Annotated in this window: 20 protein-coding genes; 5 read left to right on the forward strand and 15 right to left on the reverse strand. The window is 49.0% G+C overall.

Annotated elements, in window-relative coordinates; genetic code table 11:
* Positions 1 to 3: 3 nt before the first annotated feature.
* Together BM318_RS05515 and BM318_RS05520 are read right to left on the reverse strand one after the other, a co-directional pair.
* Positions 4 to 711, reverse strand: coding sequence for an ABC transporter ATP-binding protein (locus BM318_RS05515; RefSeq protein ID WP_092981339.1), 708 nt, complete (start codon positions 709 to 711; stop codon positions 4 to 6).
* Between the two features lie 11 nt (positions 712 to 722).
* Positions 723 to 2195, reverse strand: coding sequence for a DUF5687 family protein (locus tag BM318_RS05520; RefSeq protein ID WP_092981340.1), 1473 nt, complete (start codon positions 2193 to 2195; stop codon positions 723 to 725).
* Between the two features lie 142 nt (positions 2196 to 2337).
* Here BM318_RS05520 and BM318_RS05525 point away from each other — a divergent pair, with 142 nt between their 5' ends.
* On the forward strand, positions 2338 to 3387 hold the full coding sequence (locus BM318_RS05525; protein ID WP_092981341.1) for a ferredoxin--NADP reductase: 1050 nt from the start codon (positions 2338 to 2340) through the stop codon (positions 3385 to 3387).
* Between the two features lie 19 nt (positions 3388 to 3406).
* Here the strand turns inward: BM318_RS05525 and BM318_RS05530 are convergent, their stop codons facing one another.
* On the reverse strand, positions 3407 to 4246 hold the full coding sequence (locus BM318_RS05530; protein ID WP_245759749.1) for a patatin-like phospholipase family protein: 840 nt from the start codon (positions 4244 to 4246) through the stop codon (positions 3407 to 3409).
* Positions 4247 to 4506: 260 nt separating this feature from the next.
* On the opposite strand from BM318_RS05530, the gene BM318_RS05540 reads away from it, so the two are divergent.
* From BM318_RS05540 to BM318_RS05550, 3 genes are all read left to right on the forward strand, one after another.
* The gene (locus BM318_RS05540; protein ID WP_092981343.1) at positions 4507 to 4842 is read left to right on the forward strand and encodes an arsenosugar biosynthesis-associated peroxidase-like protein; all 336 of its coding nucleotides are present in this window, start codon (positions 4507 to 4509) and stop codon (positions 4840 to 4842) included.
* Positions 4843 to 5898, forward strand: coding sequence for an arsenosugar biosynthesis radical SAM (seleno)protein ArsS (arsS, locus tag BM318_RS05545; RefSeq protein ID WP_092981345.1), 1056 nt, complete (start codon positions 4843 to 4845; stop codon positions 5896 to 5898).
* A 225-nt stretch (positions 5899 to 6123) separates the two neighbouring features.
* Positions 6124 to 6738, forward strand: coding sequence for a TetR/AcrR family transcriptional regulator (locus BM318_RS05550; RefSeq protein ID WP_092981346.1), 615 nt, complete (start codon positions 6124 to 6126; stop codon positions 6736 to 6738).
* On the opposite strand, the gene BM318_RS05555 is transcribed toward BM318_RS05550, so the two are convergent.
* From BM318_RS05555 to BM318_RS05565, 3 genes are read right to left on the reverse strand one after another with little or no spacing between them, the layout of a single operon-like run.
* Positions 6728 to 7768, reverse strand: coding sequence for a glycosyltransferase family 9 protein (locus BM318_RS05555; RefSeq protein WP_143099925.1), 1041 nt, complete (start codon positions 7766 to 7768; stop codon positions 6728 to 6730). The two genes, BM318_RS05550 and BM318_RS05555, sit on opposite strands and share 11 nt — an antisense overlap.
* On the reverse strand, positions 7752 to 8357 hold the full coding sequence (locus BM318_RS05560; RefSeq protein WP_092981348.1) for a DUF4254 domain-containing protein: 606 nt from the start codon (positions 8355 to 8357) through the stop codon (positions 7752 to 7754). Before BM318_RS05560 ends, BM318_RS05555 begins: the two co-directional genes overlap by 17 nt.
* A gap of 27 nt (positions 8358 to 8384) precedes the next feature.
* The gene (locus BM318_RS05565; protein WP_092981349.1) at positions 8385 to 9323 is read right to left on the reverse strand and encodes a DUF6427 family protein; all 939 of its coding nucleotides are present in this window, start codon (positions 9321 to 9323) and stop codon (positions 8385 to 8387) included.
* 39 nt (positions 9324 to 9362) lie between these two features.
* On the opposite strand from BM318_RS05565, the gene BM318_RS05570 reads away from it, so the two are divergent.
* A complete protein-coding gene (locus BM318_RS05570; RefSeq protein ID WP_092981351.1) occupies positions 9363 to 9584 on the forward strand; it encodes a DUF6341 family protein in 222 nt (73 codons plus the stop codon).
* On the opposite strand, the gene purD is transcribed toward BM318_RS05570, so the two are convergent.
* From purD to BM318_RS05615, 9 genes are all read right to left on the reverse strand, one after another.
* Positions 9579 to 10850: a phosphoribosylamine--glycine ligase gene (gene purD, locus BM318_RS05575; RefSeq protein WP_092981352.1), complete on the reverse strand. Its 1272-nt coding sequence runs from the start codon at positions 10848 to 10850 to the stop codon at positions 9579 to 9581. The genes BM318_RS05570 and purD overlap by 6 nt on opposite strands.
* Before the next feature lie 103 nt (positions 10851 to 10953).
* Positions 10954 to 11940 carry a UDP-glucuronic acid decarboxylase family protein gene (locus BM318_RS05580; protein WP_092981354.1) on the reverse strand — a complete coding sequence of 329 codons (987 nt, stop codon included), beginning with the start codon at positions 11938 to 11940 and terminating at the stop codon, positions 10954 to 10956.
* A gap of 41 nt (positions 11941 to 11981) precedes the next feature.
* The gene (locus tag BM318_RS05585) at positions 11982 to 13283 is read right to left on the reverse strand and encodes a UDP-glucose dehydrogenase family protein (protein WP_092981356.1); all 1302 of its coding nucleotides are present in this window, start codon (positions 13281 to 13283) and stop codon (positions 11982 to 11984) included.
* 180 nt (positions 13284 to 13463) lie between these two features.
* On the reverse strand, positions 13464 to 14816 hold the full coding sequence (locus tag BM318_RS05590; RefSeq protein WP_092981358.1) for an undecaprenyl-phosphate glucose phosphotransferase: 1353 nt from the start codon (positions 14814 to 14816) through the stop codon (positions 13464 to 13466).
* Positions 14817 to 14903: 87 nt separating this feature from the next.
* On the reverse strand, positions 14904 to 15632 hold the full coding sequence (locus BM318_RS05595; protein ID WP_092981360.1) for a WecB/TagA/CpsF family glycosyltransferase: 729 nt from the start codon (positions 15630 to 15632) through the stop codon (positions 14904 to 14906).
* A complete protein-coding gene (locus tag BM318_RS05600; protein ID WP_092981362.1) occupies positions 15632 to 16765 on the reverse strand; it encodes a glycosyltransferase family 4 protein in 1134 nt (377 codons plus the stop codon). Before BM318_RS05600 ends, BM318_RS05595 begins: the two co-directional genes overlap by 1 nt.
* The gene (locus BM318_RS05605) at positions 16743 to 17984 is read right to left on the reverse strand and encodes an O-antigen ligase family protein (protein WP_092981364.1); all 1242 of its coding nucleotides are present in this window, start codon (positions 17982 to 17984) and stop codon (positions 16743 to 16745) included. The genes BM318_RS05600 and BM318_RS05605 overlap by 23 nt, the downstream gene beginning before the upstream one ends.
* A complete protein-coding gene (locus tag BM318_RS05610) occupies positions 17981 to 19312 on the reverse strand; it encodes a hypothetical protein (protein WP_143099926.1) in 1332 nt (443 codons plus the stop codon). The genes BM318_RS05605 and BM318_RS05610 overlap by 4 nt, the downstream gene beginning before the upstream one ends.
* A complete protein-coding gene (locus BM318_RS05615) occupies positions 19309 to 20145 on the reverse strand; it encodes a sulfotransferase domain-containing protein (RefSeq protein ID WP_092981367.1) in 837 nt (278 codons plus the stop codon). The genes BM318_RS05610 and BM318_RS05615 overlap by 4 nt, the downstream gene beginning before the upstream one ends.
* Between the last annotated feature and the right edge of the window lie 2 nt (positions 20146 to 20147).

The raw sequence follows: 20147 nt of genomic DNA on the forward strand, positions 1-20147 counted from the left end.
CCTTTATAGCGCTACGGACTTGTCAAAGAATTGCTCCAGTTCTTTCAGGGTTTCCGGAGTGGTTTGAATATCCCGGACAATTTTCCCCTTCTCAAGAACCACAATTCGTTCGCAAACCTCAGTAACGTGCATCAGGTCGTGGCTGGAAACCAGCACAGTAACTTCTCGATTAGCCGCCAATTCCTTGATGATTTTCTTCAGGCGGATTTGGGTGGTAGGATCCAGGTTGGCAAAAGGCTCATCGAGGATGACTACCTTGGGATTTCCGATAAAGGACGCCACAATACCAACTTTCTTCTGGTTCCCCTTGGATAAATCGCGTAAATACTTGCGCTGGCCGAGGATTTCCCCATGGAAAAAGTCTTCAAAGCCGGAAAGCAGTGCATTGACATCGGCCTTGGATGCACCGCGCAGCTCCCCGATAAAGTAGAAGTACTCCTCTGGCGTCAGGTATCCGATCAGAAAACTCTCATCGATAAAGGCGGAGGTGAAGGGTTTCCACCCCTCACTTTGCTGAACTACAATATCTTGGTTTCGGATCTCCCCGGTACTTGGTTTGATCAGGTCCAGCAAGAGACTGAAAAGCGTGGTTTTCCCGGCGCCGTTGTTCCCCACCAGCCCAAAACTCTGGCCTTGCGGGATTTCCAGTGACTCAATATCCAATACGGTTTGCTTCCCGTAAACTTTGCTTAAAGTAGCTACTTGTATCATTGTACTTTAGTTTATTTTCCCTGCTTGTACGCCAGCAGTGTTTTGTATTTTTCTTTCTTATAAATTTTTTCGATCAGGCGGAATACCCGATCCTTGAAGGCAAATCCGATCACCCCGCAAAGGGCGACAGCTATAAAGCCTGCGGTCTCGTTCCAAATAAGACTACCTACCCAAAAAACCACTAAGGGCAAAAGGAGTTTCGGAATGGTCAACAGCAGGGTTTTGGCATTGAAGGCCTGCTTATCCCCAAACGCTTTTTTATTGGTGGTCAGGTCTATGGGGGTCTTAATATAGGCCCCGCCCCAGAGTACCAGATGGGAGTTCACCCCGATATTATAAATGGCGCCAACCACAACTGCCAGATAGGCCTTCCACCCGAAATAGAGGTAAAATGCAGCCAGGATGGTACTGATCGCCGTGGCAATTACTATAAGCCACCATTTGGAATTCAAGTATTCCCGGTATTTGATATTCTGGCTCATCATCAGCGGATAGTAGGCGCTGTCCCAACTCGGCACATACTGCCCAAAGGTGAACAGGAAACCACCGGAAACGAATATCCCGGCAAAAATCTGCCAGACCGGCCCCTTGTATACCTCCATGGCGCCGGTTAAGAAGAGCATCCCGTAGAATAGGAATAAGAAACTAACCAGTACCGTGGTTTTAGAGCGTTTGTTTCGCTTGATAAGCTTGATATCGTTTTTCAGGAAGGTTCCCAGGTTGCCAAAGCGGTTGAGCCAGGCGTAATCTTCTGTTTTCCCCTCGGCAGTCTTAACTGCCAGGCCGCCGTCCAGATACATCTTCCCTTTGAAATAGTGGAAGGCTGCCCATGCGGCGACTACGAGCAGCACCCAAGGTATAATGGCTGTAAGCGGTATATCGTAGAAGAGGTCAAAAATCGGTGCGGTGTAAACCGTAATGTCGAACCAGCCATAGTACTGGGCTACCGCCAATAGGGTAACTACTACAACAACCGGGTAAAAAATGCGGTCGACATTGTTTATCAGTACGTTGAGGAAATTATTCAGGTAAAACAGGGCAAACATGGCCAGATGCCAGCCCAATACCTGTACCGGTGGATAATCCTGGGTGATCAGGACAATGGAAAAAGGCACGAAGAAAAAGGCGTGCGAAATGTTGAAAAATGAAAACAGGGTTTTGCCCAGGGCAAAGCGCACCACTACTCCTTTGCGAATAGGCAGGTAAAGCAGCGGTCGAATATTCATTACCGGCATTTTCTGGAGCATGTACCGTAAGTACAAATCCATAACCAGGTAATAGATCATAAATCGGTTAACCACGCGAAGGGGGTCCCCCAATTCTGCTTTCTCAATAATGAAGTAGGCGCCAACCCCCATGGCCAGAAAGACGGCTATGAAGTAGAGGGCTCCAAGCGCCATCAGAATTTTGAACCAAATTTCGGTTTTAAACGAGGCAGAGCGCACAAAGGATAACCACTGCAGGCGGATAAAATGTCGGAACATAGTTGGTCGGTGCTTAAGGAAAGGTTGTTTTCCAGGCTATTGGTAGCAAACTGCATCAAAATGTTACAGCTGAGCTAAAATTAGGGGAAACGGGCCTGCAAAAGCAAGAGGATGCTTAATTTTGCACATATTTTTTTATGCTATGAGCGATTTTCATGCCTTGCGGGTTTCTCAAGTTCGCAGATTAACACCCGATGCTGTCGAAGTATCTTTCCTACTCCCAGAAGACAAAAAAGGCACTTTTGCCTTTTCGGCAGGACAGTATATAACCCTGAAGACCGAATTGGAAGGAAAGGAAGTAAGACGCGCCTATTCCCTGTGTTCTGTTCCGGGAACGGATACCCTGAGTGTAGGAATCAAGAAAGTACCAGATGGTACATTTTCTGTTTACGCCAATGATTCCCTGCAGTCCGGGGATACCCTGGAGGTGATGCCTCCGGAGGGTCGCTTTACTTACGAGTCGGGTCAGGGGATACAAACCCTTGCCGCCTTCGCTGCGGGAAGTGGTATTACCCCGATTATGAGTATAGTTCAGCAGGCGCTCCAATCGGATCCGGATGTTCGGGTAGTGCTGGTCTACGGGAACCGAAGTACGGAAAGCGTCATGTTCCGCGAAGAACTCCAGGAATTAACCGATTTATATTCCGATCGGTTTTTTCTTTACCATACCTACAGCCGCGACCGGGAGGATAATGCCCTCTTTGGCCGGATAGAAAACAGTACCGTAAACTACGTCCTGAAGAATAAACATGCGGATTGGGAGATCGATCGCTTTTACCTCTGCGGTCCCGAGCCGATGATTCGCGAGGTGGAATCCAGCTTGCAAAACTCAGGAGTCCCAGAATCCAAAATCCTGCATGAACTGTTTACCAGTAGCGAATCCGAAGCCGATCTTTCTGAAGTTAGCGAGGGGATGACCCGGGTTAGCGTAATCCTGGACGAACAGGAAACCACTTTGGAAATGGATGCCAAGGATCGCATCCTCGACGCCATACTGGAGGCGGGTATCGATGCCCCCTACAGCTGCCAGGGTGGAGTTTGTAGTACCTGTATTGCCAAAATCTCCGAAGGGAAGGCAACCATGGCCAAAAATCAGATCCTGACCGATTCGGAAATCGAGGAGGGGTTAGTGCTCACCTGCCAGGCGCATCCAACCTCCCCATCTATTCGCGTAGATTACGACGACGTATAGTATTTTCTGGGGGTACAAGCTAACTAGCCTGGTCTTTCAGGTAGTCGTCCATGACCTTTCGGGCATAGTCTTTCCCGATCTGATAGGCCTTTTCGATTCCCGCTTTGTCCAATACGTTGATCTTCTCGAGGTTTAAGGGCTCAAAAAGCAGGTCGCTTTTTATGATCCGCTCTTTGTTGATCGCATAGAGCATCAGGCTTGTTGTGCGATTGGTCAATTGAAACGAGGAGCTTATGGCCTTCTTTTCCACGGTCTCAATTACGGAAACATTACTTCCCACCAGGAATTCAACGTGTTCTTCCAGGGGGGAGCGCGGAAAATTGTCCATAATCCCGCCGTCGGCATATAGACCTTTACCGATCTGAACCGGGCTGAAAATCGGGGGAAGTGCCGCAGAAGCCAATAAGGCGGGGATAAGTTCCCCTTGGTGGAAGTATACGACATCCCCATTGAGCAAATCGGTTGCTGCTACATAGAGGGGTCTGCGAAGGGATTCGAAACTGTTCTCAGGCCATTGTGCCTTAAACAAATCAAAGTAGCGGTCCGTATTGAGGAGTCCCGGTTTACTCAGGCTAAAAAAGCTGTAACGGAACAAGGGGGTATTCTTAAAAAAAGCCAGCATTTCCTTTGAGGAAGCGTCCTGGGCATACAAGGCTCCGATCAGGGCTCCCACACTACTTCCGGAAACCCAATGAGGTTGTAATTCGTACTCCTTTAATACTTCCAGGATCCCGATATGGGCCATCCCCCGAACTCCACCCCCCGAGAGGATCAATCCGCATTGCTTTTTATCTGGCCAGTTGCCTTGCATTTTACCTTTTATCGATTCCACTATCCGACCGTCTGGTCGGTTTCGCATCAGTTCGTCGTAAAATTAATCAAGGAATTGACCTTTTGACGGAAAAAATGGAGGGCTTGGCCCTAATAATTTTACCCAGGGTTTCGACCAAAGGTTGCGGAACCGACTCCACAGTCGGTTTTGGAATTTCATCGAAATACAATAAAAATCCCCCTTCGCTGTAATGGAAACCGACCTCTTCCGACCTAGGATCAGGTGGTATTTCCATTCCCTGGAGAGAACATTAAACCCGTATCTTCACGAAATAAATTCAAAAGCTTATGGCATCTAATTATTACGATCCGGCAGACCTTAGGAAATTTGGAAATATTACGGAATGGAGTGAAGAACTCGGGACCAAGTTCTTTGAATACTATAATAAGGTATTTGAAGAGGGCGCCCTGAGTGCCCGTGAGAAGTCGCTGATTGCCCTGGCAGTTGCCCACGTGATTCAATGCCCGTATTGCATTGACGCCTACACCAAGGATGGCCTGCAACGGGGTATTACCAAAGAAGAAATGATGGAAGCCGTGCACGCCGGCGCCGCTATAGAGAGCGGGGCCACCCTTGTACACGGGGTCCAGATGATGAATAAGTACAACAAACTATCCATGTAAATGGCTACAAAATCCCTGAAAGCCCGGCAAAGCGACCTGGCCAGCACCCAAAATCAATTGGATTACCTAGAAGGTGGCCTATTTGCCTCCGGCGAACTTCCCCGCTTCAAGGATAAACTCGCAGACGCCGGCCTGACCGCGTTAAAACCCAAGGCCCTTGAGATCCTGCAGATCAATCTTGGCTATATGTGCAACCAGGTCTGCGCGCACTGCCATGTCGATGCCGGGCCTGATCGCAAGGAAATCATGACCAGGGATACCATGGAACAATGCCTGAAAGTTATCCGCACCACCGGTGCGCATACCCTGGACTTAACCGGAGGCGCCCCGGAAATGAATCCGGATTTCCGCTGGTTTGTAACCGAGGCTGCCAAAGCTGGGATTCAGGATTTCATCGTCCGGTCTAACCTGACTATAATTCGCGCCAACAAAAAATACCACGACCTGCCGCAGTTTTTTGCCGAACACAATATTCATGTTGTTTCGTCCATGCCCCATTATACCCGTGGCAAGACCGACCGACAACGCGGGGATGGGGTTTTTGATAAATCCATCCAGGCCCTCAAAGACCTCAACGCAGTAGGCTATGGGATGCCCGATTCTTCCCTCCGGCTCGATTTGGTTTATAATCCTTCTGGAGCATTTTTGCCCGGGGATCAGGCCTCGCTGGAACTGGATTTCAAACAAGCCCTGCGCGAGGACTTCGGAATCGAGTTCCACAACTTATTCGCCATTACCAACCTGCCAATCTCCCGTTTTCTGGAATACCTTATCGCCTCTGAGAACTATGAGGATTATATGACAGCGCTGGTGGAAGCCTACAATCCGGAAGCTGTCAAGAATGTCATGTGCACCAACACCTTATCCGTATCCTGGGATGGTTGGCTGTACGACTGTGACTTCAACCAGATGCTCGACCTTAAAGTAGATACCCCCCTGCGGCATATTACTGACTACAACGAGCAGGTGCTCCAGGATCGGAACATTATTATTTCGCAGCATTGCTATGGATGCACGGCTGGTTCTGGAAGTAGCTGTCAGGGCACCGTGGCGTGATTTAAAGGTCATTTCGAGAAATTCACCCTGTCGTTTATCCGCTTTTTAAGGGCGTTTAACCGACCGAGCGGTCGGTCGGTTCTTTCAAAAATCGGGTAGTTCATCGGATATTTTACCGCTTATCGATTCTTTTGGGAAATTCGCCGGAATGTTCTGAAGGCTTCCTGGCATCGCGGGTTCTTTGTATCAGACCACAAGGTCGGTTGACCCCAAATCAACAATATCATGGACAAGAACCTAAAACGTATGGCTACGGTACACCGTATGCAAACCACAGGCCTGGAATTATTCTATAAGCAGGGCTACTACAACACCAGTATTGATGACATCCTCAAAACCCTGGGAATGTCCAAAGGTGCTTTCTACTACCACTTCCAATCCAAGGAGGAATTCTTTATCAGTATTGTGCAGCAACTGGTTTTCCGAAAGGTGTACAGCATGATGATCGAACCTATAGAAGATCAGAACAACCCATTCCACGCTATCGAAACCTGTCTGGACGATGCGCTGCAAACTGCTGAATTCAACGAGATGGATTACGGTTTTGTACTGGCGAACTTTATGAATGAGTTCAACGGAAGGAACGAAAAGATCATGAAATTCCTGATGGATACCTGTAAGGTGTGGGAAGTAAATATTGTTACCGCGCTCCAAAGAGGTAAAACCGATGGTTTTGTTGAGCGCCATGTAAATAGTGAAGGTGTAGCACAGTACATTATTTCCTCCTATTTCGGGATCCGTACGCTAATGGTTAATGGAAACTGTAAGATTCTGAGGTACAATTACATTCAACAAATGCGGAATTACTTCCGCTCCCTGTCTCCTGTAGTTATTGCCTAAGGAGTTCGGCAACTTTCCCAGCAATCTGTGCGGGATTAACACTCGCAATGGCCTGCTCGTACCCCTCTGGGTAGGTATTGCCGTAGACCGATGTCGGAACCAGGGGGAATTGCTCCCGATCTGCGGTTAGGGAGTTGGAGTCGGGCTGTCCAAAAGGGGCAAATCCAGCATAGGGATGGGTAACGCCCCAGACAGAGACTACCGGAACCCCGAACATAGCTGCCAAATGTCCATTTCCGCTATCCATAGAGATCATCAGCTCGAGGTTGGAAATAACGGCCAGTTCCTCCGACATTGAAAACCGTCCGGCCATGGACTGGACATTCGGATACTGGGATTCCCATCGGGAAAATAAATCGGTTTCCTTCTTCCCTCCTCCAAACAACAAGATGTTGCAATCGGCTTTCCCGGAAAGTAGCCCCAGGAGCTCTTCGACAAGGGCCGGGGGATAACTCTTGCCCGCATGGGCAGCAAAGGGTGCCAGGCCAATGAGTTTTGCTTCCTCAGCACCGAGGTTTATCCCTTCCGGTAAACTACGCGCCGGCAATACATCTGAAGCTTCCACCTGCAGTGAATACCCCAATTTTCTAAATACCTCTGCCGAACGTTCGTGCCCGCTCATTAGGGGGGCAAATACTTTATTTTCCTCCCGGGTAAGTGCCGCTTTTTCGGCCCGGCCTTTATCCAAATGCCTCCAGGGGGTGAGCCAGCTTCCGGGCATGACCCGCAATAACTTCGTGCGCAATACATTGTGGAGATCGGCTACCGCTGCGGGATTTGTTCTAAAAATCTGGAATCCAAGGCTAAATAATCGCGGCAAACCAGAGTTTCCATTTTCGGATTCAAGGGGAATAACCCTGACTCCGGGTATGGCAGCAATAACCGGAAGAAATCGTCCTTTGGTTACAAAAATGAGGTTTAGGTGGGGGTGTGTCCTTTTCAGGGCGAGTAATACCGGGACGCACATAGCCACATCCCCCAGGGCGGAAAAGCGAAGGACAACGAGCGTTTTGTCACTGGGTTTTGCCACGCAGGACCGGGTTTAACTCGTCGTCGTTGTACATTTTCATTTGCTTGTAGACCTTCATATACTTACGGCCCGCCGCAATATCTGCCAATAACTGATCAATGGCAGAAGATAAATCGTTGCGCTGCTCGAGGAGTACATTGAGCTTCTGACTGCACTCGGCCCGGTGTTTCTCGGAGGCGTCCTCGCGGTTTGCCTCCTCCTCCATGTGGTAAATTTTAAGAGCCAGGATGGATAAGCGATCCACAGCCCAGGCCGGACTTTCGGTATTGATCGTAGCATCGGCCAACACGCGAACCGTCTTGTATTTGTCCAGGAAGTAACTATCGATGTATTCTACCAAATCGGTGCGCTCCTGATTGCTGGCATCGATCTTCCGCTTGAGCTCCAGGGCTGCGCCCGGCTCAATTTCCGGGTCCCGGATCAGATCTTCGTAGTGCCATTGAACGGTATCGATCCAGTTCTTTCGAAATAACAAGTGGTCAATCCCGCCGGAATCATAGGGATTAACCATAGGTTGGTCTACCCGGTCTTCGATGTGGTACTTCTCGATGGCCTCTTGAAAAACTGAATTCGCATTTGCGCTGAACATGGCGGTAATTTTGGGCAAAGATACCGCTTATTTAAGAATCGCATCGGCCATAAAAACTCCCAGCATCAGGGCAATCACAGACCAAAGCAAAAGGTCCCGAAGCCAGACCTTTCGAACCGTTTCCAAATACCGGGACATGAAAATCGCTGCTGGGAAAAAGACAAACAACAGCCCCGCACCTTCCCAGGGCCGCCAAAAGAGTCCCAGAACGGCCGATAGCAATAAACATACACTTATCAGGCGCAAACTCAGCATGCGTCCGGAGCCTGTATTGCGCATTTTTAAAAAAGAAAGGAGCATACTTACCAGAACTAAAAGCATAAATCCTCCCTGGCGGAAGGCGGTCTGCTTCCAGTCCGGCAAGGTCCAGAAGCGCAACTCACTGAAGTCGTAAGTATTCCAGAGGGCCGCGAAGTCGCCAGTAAGCACAGATACGCCCAACCCTATCAGGACAAAAGTTATGATCGCTGCAAAAGGAACCAGCCAGTTTCGGATTTCTTTGGGCTCATAAAAGTAGAGGTATACCATGGGTAGTGGCAAGAGCACCAGGGTCCAGTTCACAAAAAGGCTGGATACTAAAATCCACAGGGTAGCGTCAAAGACCTTGGCGGGAATCCCACGCAAGGAGTGCATACTGATCAGGCGCCTGAGCGCAAGCAAACAAAAGAATAGTGCTACCAGGGCTCCTGAATCCCTCAGGACTTCTGAAAACAGGGCAAAATAGAGCACAAAGAAGAGCTGCGCATAGCTGTGCGCAGCCGTAAGCTGGTTGCGTTGCACCACAAAATTCATCAGCAACACGGAAAGTAGCAGCAGCGCCAGGGTCAGAAAAAGAAGGGGTAAGTTCTGAAGGCTGAAAGAATCGGGATCCCACCACCAATTACTCAGCAGGAAGAGCACAGCCAAAAAGGAAAGAACGAGGACCGTATTAATGGGTTTGGTTTTGCCAAAAACGCTTGATATCATCGCCGGTTTTCCTATCTTTGTCTGGTAAATATAGGTACAATGAGAGCTTTTTTTGAGGGGATCGAGGATTTATTCGTAAACGGACTTTTCTGGCCTTACGATGTACTTCGCGGAATGGACAACTGGTGGTTAGCGAATTCCGTTAGTTGGATCTTCGTTGTAATTGGGATGGTAGCCATGGTTTACTGGCTGCGTCAGTTGCGCATCTTCGATGCTAACGGTGAAGAAGATTACACCATTAGCTCCCACTCTTACCTATAGGTCAAAGCCGATATCTTTCCGATAGTTGGCCTTTTCAAAATCCAGACTTGCTACCCCGTTATAGGCAGTTTGCAGGGCTTTCCTGAAGTCGCTGCCCAAGCCTGTTACGGCCAGGACACGCCCACCGCTTGTCTGCACTTCACTGCCTTGTTGTCGGGTACCGGCATGAAAAACCAGGGCTTCCCTTGCTGAGGTTAAGCCGGATATCGCGTAGCCTTTATCATAACTTTCGGGATATCCCCCGGATACCATGACCACAGTAGCTGCGGCCTCCTGGCGGATTTTCAGTTCCACATCCGATAAGGTTCCATTAGCCGTTGCCTGCAAGACTTCGACCAGGTCCGAAGCAATCCTGGGGATAACCGCTTCGGTTTCCGGATCCCCCATCCTTACATTGTATTCAATAACGTAGGGGTCGTACCCTACCTTGATCAGGCCAATAAAAATAAACCCGACATAAGGAATACTATCCTGCTTCAGGCCTTCAATGGTGGGCTTAATGATCCTTGACTCGATCTTTTCCATGAAGCCAGTATCTGCAAAAGGAACCGGGGAAACTGCGCCCATTCCTCCTGTATTTAACCCTGTATCGCCTTCTCCAATCCGCTTGTAATCCTTAGCAGTTGGTAATACTTTATAAGATATTCCGTCGGTTAGTACAAAACAACTCAGTTCAATCCCGGAGAGAAATTCTTCGATTACCACCCGGGCACTGGCTGCCCCAAACTTAGCTTCTACCAACATCTCCTTGAGAGCGGCTTGCGCTTCTAGTTTGTCCTCGATGATCAGAACGCCTTTTCCTGCTGCTAATCCATCTGCCTTGAGCACATAGGGTGGTTTTAGCGTTTCCAAAAAGTCAAAAGCCTCCTGAAGATCGTCCGCTCCAAAACTCTTATAGGCAGCTGTCGGAATCCCGTGACGCATCATAAACTCCTTGGCGAATTCCTTGCTCCCTTCCAGGCGGGCGCCTTCCTGAGCCGGGCCTATAACAGGGACTTCTTTCAGGGCTGCGTCTGCGAGAAAATAATCGTGAATCCCTTCTACCAGCGGCACCTCCGGCCCTACCAGTACCAGGTCGATTCCATGCTCCAGTACGGCCTCGCCAATGGCGGCAAAATCGCTGACCCCCAAATCCAGATTCGTGCCCACGGCGGCGGTCCCGGCGTTTCCGGGTGCGATATATAAATTATCTAAAAGCGGACTTTGGCTGATTTTCCAGGCCAGGGCGTGTTCCCGGCCTCCAGAACCCAATACCAGTATGTTCATCGAGATGGTTTTGGGCAAAAATAATGGCCCCGATCGGGATAACCGAGCGGGGCCGTATCTTTTTTAAGTGGTCTTCCGGCAAAGGTCTCCAGGAATGCTACACTTAGTATCGGTTTCGGTCCGAAAAGTCGCGGTGTTCCTTTTTATCGAGATCCTCCCGGGAAAGCGATTTAAAGTAATCAAAGGTTTTGCGCATACCTTCCTCCCGTCCAACTTTCGGTTCCCATCCCAGGATTTCCTTGGCCTTGGTAATGTCGGGCTGACGCTGCATGGGATCGTCCTTGGGCAGGGGCTTAAATACAATCTTTTGGTCCGTCCCAGTGAGTTTAATGATCTCCTCTGCAAATTCCAGGATAGAGATTTCATGGGGGTTCCCAATATTCACCGGCAATTCATAATCCGAGAGCAACAGGCGATAAATACCCTCAACCTGATCGTCGACAAAACAGAATGATCGGGTTTGCGAACCATCGCCAAAAACGGTCAGGTCTTCCCCGCGCAGGGCTTGTCCCATGAAGGCAGGAATTACGCGGCCATCGTTCAGGCGCATCCGGGGTCCATAAGTATTGAATATCCGAACAATTCGGGTTTCCAAACCGTGGAAGCGGTTGTACGCCATGGTAATGGACTCCTGGAAACGCTTAGCCTCATCGTAAACGCCACGGGGGCCAATAGTATTCACATTCCCGTAGTACTCTTCGGTCTGCGGGTGCACCAGGGGATCGCCATATACTTCCGAAGTGGAAGCAATCAGGATCCTCGCTTTCTTTTCCTTGGCCAATCCAAGCAGGTTATGCGTGCCCAGGGCACCTACCTTCAGCGTTTGGATCGGAATCTTTAAGTAGTCGATCGGGCTGGCCGGGCTTGCAAAGTGCAGGATATAATCCAGCTTCCCCGGCACGGTAACGAACTTGGTTACATCGTGGTGGTAAAATTCGAAATGCTCCTCCTTAAAGAGGTGTTCGATATTCTTCAGGTCGCCGGTGATCAGGTTATCCATTGCGATAACGTGATATCCCTCTGCCATAAATCGATCACACAGGTGGGAGCCTAAAAACCCCGCTGCTCCGGTTATTAAAATTCGTTTCACTTCGGGTCTGTTAAAAAGCGGTTGCTAATGATACGTTTGGCCTATCCTCGGCCAATGGATTCGTAATGGAATCCGAGTTCTTTCATCTCACTCAGGTCGTAGAGATTCCGGCCGTCGAAAATGACGGGTTCCTTAAGCAGCTCCTTGATCATGGTGAAATTGGGATTTCTGAAAACCCCCCATTCGGTACAGATTACCAGGGCGTCGGCATCCTCCAGAGCCCCGTACATTCCAGGGGCAAAAGTGATGGAGTCCCCGAGTTTCCGCTGGACATTTTCCATAGCCTCCGGGTCAAAGGCAGTAACCTCAGCACCGGCCTTGAGCAACTCATCGATGATATACAGGGACGGCGCCTCGCGGATATCGTCGGTTTCCGGCTTAAAGGCCAGCCCCCAAAGTCCGATACGTTTTCCTTTTAAATCCCCGCCAAAGAACTTCTCTATCTTAGGGATGAGCGCAGTTTTCTGTTTTTGGTTTACCTGGATAACGGAATCCAGGATCTTGAAATCGTAACCGGTATCCTTCCCTGATTTATGCAGGGCCTTAACGTCTTTTGGAAAGCAGGATCCTCCGTATCCAATTCCTGGGAAAAGGAATCTTTTCCCGATTCGGGAATCCGTTCCCATTCCGATACGCACCTTGTCCACATCGGCCCCTACACGCTCGCAGAAATTCGCGATTTCATTCATGAAGGTAATCTTGGTGGCCAAAAATGAATTGGCCGCATACTTGGTGAGCTCCGCCGATTTTTCATCCATGATGATTACCGGGTTTCCGGAACGCACAAAGGGCTTATAGAGTTTCTGCATCATCTCCGTGGCGCGCTGCGAGCTGGAACCTACAACAATACGCTCCGGCTTCAGGAAATCGTCAACAGCAAAACCTTCCCGAAGGAATTCCGGGTTTGAAACCACGTCAAAGTCGGACTTGGCGTTCTTGGCAATAGCCGCGTGTACTTTATCTGAAGTACCCACAGGGACGGTACTTTTATCTACGATTACTTTGTAGTCCTTAATAAGCCTTCCGATGTCGTCTGCGACGCCTAAGACGTATTTCAGGTCGGCAGAGCCATCCTCATCTTCCGGGGTAGGCAGTGCCAAAAAGATAATGTCGCCATGATCCAGGCCTTCTTCGAGGGAAGTGGTAAAGGTCAGGCGGCCCGCTGAGATGTTACGCTCAAAAAGCACATCGAGATGCGGCTCATAAATGGGCACCTCGCCCGCTTGCATACGTCGGACTTTTTCCGCGTCAATGTCGACACAGACTACTTCGTTCCCGGTCTCGGCGAGACAGGTACCGGTCACAAGACCTACATAGCCAGTTCCTATAACGGATACTTTCATGAATTCTATAAGATTTAATGGGTATTGGGTATTTCCGGGGCCAATATTAGGAATAGCCCTACACCCGACCAATTGTTTTGGATTAAAAACACCTTTCTAGGTTTAATGAAACGCAAACAGTGCCAAAATTGATATGCCGGCCAAAAACTAATTGACTTTCCCCCTGAGCCTTGCACGTCCTCAATAGGCCTTTTCATCGCCTTTGAACATATTGATAATGGTCTGGATAATAATTTTAATATCCAGGAGGAAGGACCAGTTTTCGATATAAAAAACATCGAATTTTATCCGATTCTGAATGTCGCTTTCCTTTTGGACTTCTCCCCGATAGCCCCGTACCTGGGCCAGGCCTGTAATTCCCGGCTTCACAAAGTGGCGCACCATATACTTATCTACCTTCCCGGCATACTCATCTGTATGCTTAACCATATGGGGGCGGGGTCCCACTACCGACATTTGCCCGAACAGCACATTGTAGAATTGCGGTAATTCGTCAATGCTAGTTTTGCGTATAAACTTCCCAACCCGCGTGACGCGCATGTCCCCTTTACTGGCCTGCTGCTTATCCGCATCGCGGTTCATGGCCATAGACCGGAACTTGTAGCAGTAGAATTCGTTATTGTCCAGGCCGGTACGCTTTTGCATAAAGAATAGCGGCCCCCGGGATTCCATCCAGATAAGGATTGCCAATAGCGGCGTTATCCAGATCAACAGCCCGAAAATCATAAGCAGGCTAAAGAGGATGTCGAACAGGCGCTTAACAAAGGCGTTGATTGGATTGTGCAGGGGGATGTCCCGCAGGGACAATATGGGGAGGTAGTCGTAATATTCGAATTTGAGCTTCTTGCTGTAGATGTTTTTATTATCCGGCAAAAACTTCAGTACCTTGAGGTTGTTGTCGGCGAAGTTGATAAAGTCGACAATCTCGTTGTTCTTGAGCTCTGATATGGAGCAGTAGATCTCGTCGATATTCTCCTCCTGTATAAATCTGAAGTACTCCTCAATGGGCATGTCGTCCGTTTTTGGACAAAACTGGCGGACGAAATTATAGCCGTACTCCGTGCGGTCCCGGAACATCTGAATGAGCTGGCTGGTTTTCTTATTCTGCCCGATTACGACCACATTGCGCGTGTTGCTCTTAATACGTTCCCGGAATTCCATCAACAAATAATAATGGACCAGTTTCAAGACGCTCACCGTTACAAAAACGATAGCGACATACTGCGCCAGCGCCAATCGACTCATATTGGGCTGCTTGAAAAAGCCGATAAAGGCATAAATGATGAGGAAGTAAAAGAAGAACTGCCGAACGATCAACCGCAGCACATAGGTTATTTTCGAGTAGCGGTAGATGATGTAGAAGTTCGTCTGCAGCGCGATGATTATCCAGGCTGTGGTAATGTAGCAGTGAAACAGGATAATCTCCTCCAGGTTGATAGGCAGGAGGTAGGCAATGGAATTGATCAGGATTAAGTCCAGAACAATAAAGAATGCCGTCAGGAGATCGGTGTATTTAATCCGCTGAAAGAACATGTTACCTGCTGTTTTCGGAAAATCGGACCCTGCCGGGGTAAATCAGGGACTTCTTTACACTGCTGAAATCAGCGTCAAAAATACCCTTTATTTTACACTTTCGCGGAGCAGTAGCCAGAGAAACTTTGTGTTGGTATACAGATACCTCCGGAACATTCTGCGCGGCTCCTTGATTAACCGGTAGAGCCACTCCAGGCCATTGTTGCGCATAAAAGCCGGGGCTCTTCCCACCGCCCCTACATAGGTGGGTAAGGCTCCCCCTATTCCAAAGAGCATCGCCTGGATTTGGGAACTGTGGTCGTACATCCATTTTTCCTGTTTGGGACATCCCAGAGCAACGAATACGACCTGGGTGCCGCTGGAATTTAGCTGCTCGATGTAGGTGGAATTGTCCCAGGGCTGCCCGAAAGGCGGAGAAATAAGATGCGTTAGGGTAACTCCGGGAAATTCGTCGGCAATTTTTTCTTTGGCCTGTTGGAGTATCTCCGGGGTGGACCCGATTAAAGCCACCTTATACTTACGCGCGTCGCTTACGCCAAGGAAGTGCGGGAAAAAATCCATGCCCGCGATTCGCTCCTGACGCACACCGTGCAATATTTTAAAACTCCTGGCTACCGGAAACCCATCTGGAAAGGCATAGCGCGCCGAGTTGACTACTTCGGCAAAGGCCGGGTCGTCGTAGGCCTCGATGAGCATATGGACATTGGAGAAACAGCAATAGCCGCGTATCCCTGCACTAATGTCCTCATTGATACGGGATACGTATTCCTCCCGGGTACCCTCGTTTACCGATATCGAAATTATAGATCGCTTCATTAAGGAGTCAAGGCGTTGTAAATGGATAACAGGGAATTGTAATTGGCTTCGTGCGTATAGTGTTGTTCATACGTCTTTCGCGCTTCCAGGCCCAATTTAGCAAATTGGTCTGCATCAGTTTCTTCCAAAACCTTTTGCAGGCTTCCAGCTTCCTTGGGGTTAAACACCAACCCATTTTTTTGGTGCGTGACCAGGGTATTGATGTTATCGAGGTCTGAAGCTATTATGGGGGTCCCGGAGGAAAACGCTTCAATGATGGTATTGGGCAGGCCCTCATACCAAACTGACGGAAATACCAGGGCTTTCGCCTGGGCCAGTTGCTCGCCGATGACCGTTTTACTTTGCCTGCCCATAAAAGTAATATTCGGCCCGGCCTGCGCTTTTAATTCCTCCAGCAATGGGCCATCTCCGATCAGGGTGAGTTTATGCTTGAGTCCGCTGAATTCCCGAACCAAAATATCGACCCCTTTCTCCACGGACAGGCGTCCGACGAACAAAAACCCTTCGCGGGAGCCGGATGGGGCATGTGCCGCCTGAAAATCGTCTGTACTGTTGGGTTTGACCATAAGCTGCTCCGCGGGAAGCTTAAGGCTGGAACTTTCGAATAAACTTTTGATGAATGGGGTCAGGACAATAAACCGGTCTACATACTTCCTCCATACCCCGGTGGTTTTGGTATATCCAATAAGGGAGGAAAGCGCTGCGCTTTTAACGGCGGAATCCTTAAAGCATCCATGGCGAATCCCATGGATGGGTAAGGTGAGGTCCTTACACTTGGTGCAGACCTTTCCGTTTCGCAGGAAGAGGGCACCCGTGCAGAGCAGGCGATAATTGTGAAGGGTCATCACAACAGGCACGCCTTTAGATTTTAAGGCCTTGAGGACCGCCGGGGAGGCCTCGTAGAAAAGGTTGTGGACATGGGCCACATCGGGTTGGAATTCCTCGATCTTCTCCAGGGTTTTCTCGTAGGATTCCCGGTTGAAAAAGAGTTTTCCCGCCCGGATACGATCGTTCTCAAAGAACAGCTGCGCCACAGTGATTCCGCGTTGGCTAAGCAACTGCTGCTCATTGGCCACCACGGCATCCTCGCCACCATAATGGCGGTATTGATTATGAATCTGCAGTACTTTCATAGGGGCGCAATGCAAACCAGATTAGCGGATTAAAAAATGAAAATAATAAGATCATGGCATTTCGGTTGAAATGCGATTCGGTGAGTCCGGTTCCAAAAAACAGCAAAATAAATAACAGGTACAGTGTATTTCCCGTTTTTAAGCTGTTTAGGAGCGGATAACCAATAGCCAGCAGGAGCAAGAGCAAGCCGATAATTCCTGTGGTCAGGAGTGCCTGCAGAAATATATTGTGAGCGTTGAAATTATTGCCGCCAACCAGCAGCGGTTGATAGCGATATTGCCGGTAACAATAATCCAGTTCGCTTTTCTGATCTCCCAGCCCAACCCCCAGTACGGGGTGAGCTCTGCTCACATGTACGGCGCAATTCCAGATTAGTTCCCGAAAGCCCCTACCGCCCCAATTCTCGTCGATGTCGTACCTCCCCTCAAAGTTTATCGCCTCTTTAAACTTATCCTTCAAAACCGGGTTCAGTGAAACGAAGCCAATCAGGGAAACCAATGCCAGCGGAATGAGGATTTTTCCAACACGAGACAAGCGAATCCTGCTGCGGCCGGCTAATACTATCCCGAGGGACAAGGTTGCTGCTACCGCCAGGGTAGTTCGGCTACCTAAAAGCAGGAGGATGAGCCCCATAAAAATCAGGATTCCCCCTAGCAGCTTCTTGTACCAGGCGGGAAAATTTTCCGGGGCGTACAAAATCAGGTATAAATTCAGGACCAGTGCAACGGCGGTATACAGGGAAAATCCGAGGTAATGAAAATCAATAGCCGCTGTGGCCAGGCCATTCTGTGAAAGGGTCTCAAACGAAATCCCATGGGAGGTGACGCTTGCGATCAGGGAGACGACACTGAGCAAACATAAGGAGCAGGTAAATAGGATCAGGAGCCGGGCAAAGTCTCCGGGCCTGAAGTATTTCCTAAAGCTCGAATGCGCTAAGAAAAGGACAGGGATCAACAGCCAACTCGACGCCTTTTCCATCCCGGAATTCAAATCCTCACTCCAATACAGGGAGAGCAAATGAAAGAGCACAAATCCATTACATATCAGGAACCAACCTAATTCCTGCTTGCCGAGTTTCCAATAACCCATCAAAAAACCCCCCAACCAATAGGCGATCAACAAGCCTGAGAAAATATTGGGTAATGCGGGCCCAAAAGGCAGGACAGCCGCGAATCCAGCCATCAAAAACACCCCTATTTTATAATAGACAGGGTTCATTCCTCAGGGATATTATTGTTAGCGGCATCTACCTCAGCCAGTTTTACTACCAGGAGGAAGAGGAATACCACTTCGGGGTATTCCAGGTAATTCTGTGCCAGGAAGAGTACAAAGAGATAAATCCCCAAAAAGCGGATATAATTGGCCGGGCCAGATCCTTGATACATCCGGGCCACCCGACGGATACCCAGGAAAAACAGCAGTAAAAAACCGCCTCCTGCCAAAAGGCCGTATTCCAGCAAAACCGAAACAAAGGAAGAAAACGTCTGGTTCCGGGTACCGTCGTTAAAGGGCCGCTGTATCAGTTCCCGGTTGAGCAGTGGGAAGATATCTTCGGTATGCGCTGGGGTCTGGATTTGAAAATTTTGAAGGAGAAATTCATTTTGTACAAAGTCGCCATTGAGGTAAAAGGCAGTCCGGGAATTATACCCTCCGGGAGCAACCCCGAGGAGGGCATTTTTCGGGCTGGCCGTAACCCGCTGCGATGCCCCGTCCAAGAAAGTGAGGAATCGGGGAATCTCAGTAATTTTCATTTCGGCGGATTTCTGCATTTCCTCCTGATAATCATAGGATTCGAAAATCAGCAGGCTCTGCGCAATATTCTTCTCGATATAATCCAGGTTTCGGGCATTAAACAGGCTAATAAACCCAAACCCGATGAAACCGCATATGAGCAGCACCAGGAGTACCTTCCAGTACTTGAGGATTTGAGAAAAATAGAGTATGCCGAGGGAAGCCAGAAAAATGAGCAAGCCCAGACCATAGAACCCCATAATTCCCGAGAGGAGGAAGAAGGCAAATTTCAAATACGCCTTGCGATCCAGGAAGTAAACGCTTATCCCCAGGTTTACCAGGGACAGGGTATGGGATCCGAACCCCCCATGTCCATAGAGTCCGGTAAAGGCATCCTCGTAATTGCTTATCCCGGTATTGACAATAAACTGCGAGTAAATCAGGGCACTGACATTGACCACGGCCAATATCAGGGCAAAGTAATTCATGCATTGATCAAACAGCGGCTGCCCGGCAAAACCCGGGCTGGGGGTTACCCGTGCCCTGAGGAATATCCAGACGGGCAGGATTAAATACAGGGAAACGGCGAGATTAAAAAAATAGCCTCCTGAGATCCAGGACGAGAGGAAGGCCAGGATCAAAAACCCCACTAAAAAAAGGGCCGACTCCCTATCGAGCTTTTGACGAAACAAATAGGCGAGGCAGCAGGCAAGTACCGGATACAAAAAGATCAGCGTGGCCCTTAAAAAACTCAGTGAGATAAGTAGAATAAGGACGACAAATGCTATCGATGCCTGTCTGCGACTAATTTTCATGGCCTGAGCCAACTTTCATCTTGCTCGTATCCCAGGGCTTGCAATACATCCCCTGCATAGTGGTTGTATGCCTCGCGTTCCGCCGGACCAAAGTAGTTCTTCCAATCGCCTGAAATGCCTTTTCTCAGAAAACTGTTTTTGTCTTCCTGACCCTTTTTGCGTTTGGCCTGGTTTTCGAAAGAAAACTTTTGTACGGTTTGCCGGAGCTTTTCCTCGTCTACCGCCTCGATATCGAAAAACCCCTCAAACATATCCTTCATGGTTCCAAATGCGTCCAGCAACAAATCCTCGTAGCGAACCAGATAAATGTTCTCATCGGATTGTTCCCGTTGGGCAATCCAACTGCGGTTGTAGGTAGCCCAGTTACCCATGTAGGTGAAATGCTGGAGCTTGCTGGGTTGCTCGGTAAAAGTGTAATGAATAAAGTCCAGCATATTCCCTTTAACGTCCTCAAAGTCCTTAAATCCGGTTTGCTTTCTGTGGTAGATCACGTCTTTGGGATTCAATTTGTTCTTCTCGTTCCAGATGAGCTGGTGGAAGTAGAGGGAAACCATCACATCGCGCCCGTCGCGAACCAGATAAACAATCCTGGGATTATTGGGGATACGCCACTTAGGCAAATAGTGGCTGTGAAACAGGGATTTCCTGGCTATTGGCATGCGGTTTCGAGGAAAGGGCAAATCCAGGTAATTTGAGATTAACTGGCCCAACCAGGTTCCCCCGGATTTGGGATACTCCACGATAAGAACCGACCCATTGGAAGCGGTAATGGTATTGATATATAGCAGCCTGGTGGCTTGCTCGATCTTGCTTTTGAGGGTAGTTATCAGCATAG

Origin of the sequence: Robiginitalea myxolifaciens, assembly GCF_900115205.1 — a bacterium.
Lineage (GTDB): Bacteria > Bacteroidota > Bacteroidia > Flavobacteriales > Flavobacteriaceae > Robiginitalea > Robiginitalea myxolifaciens.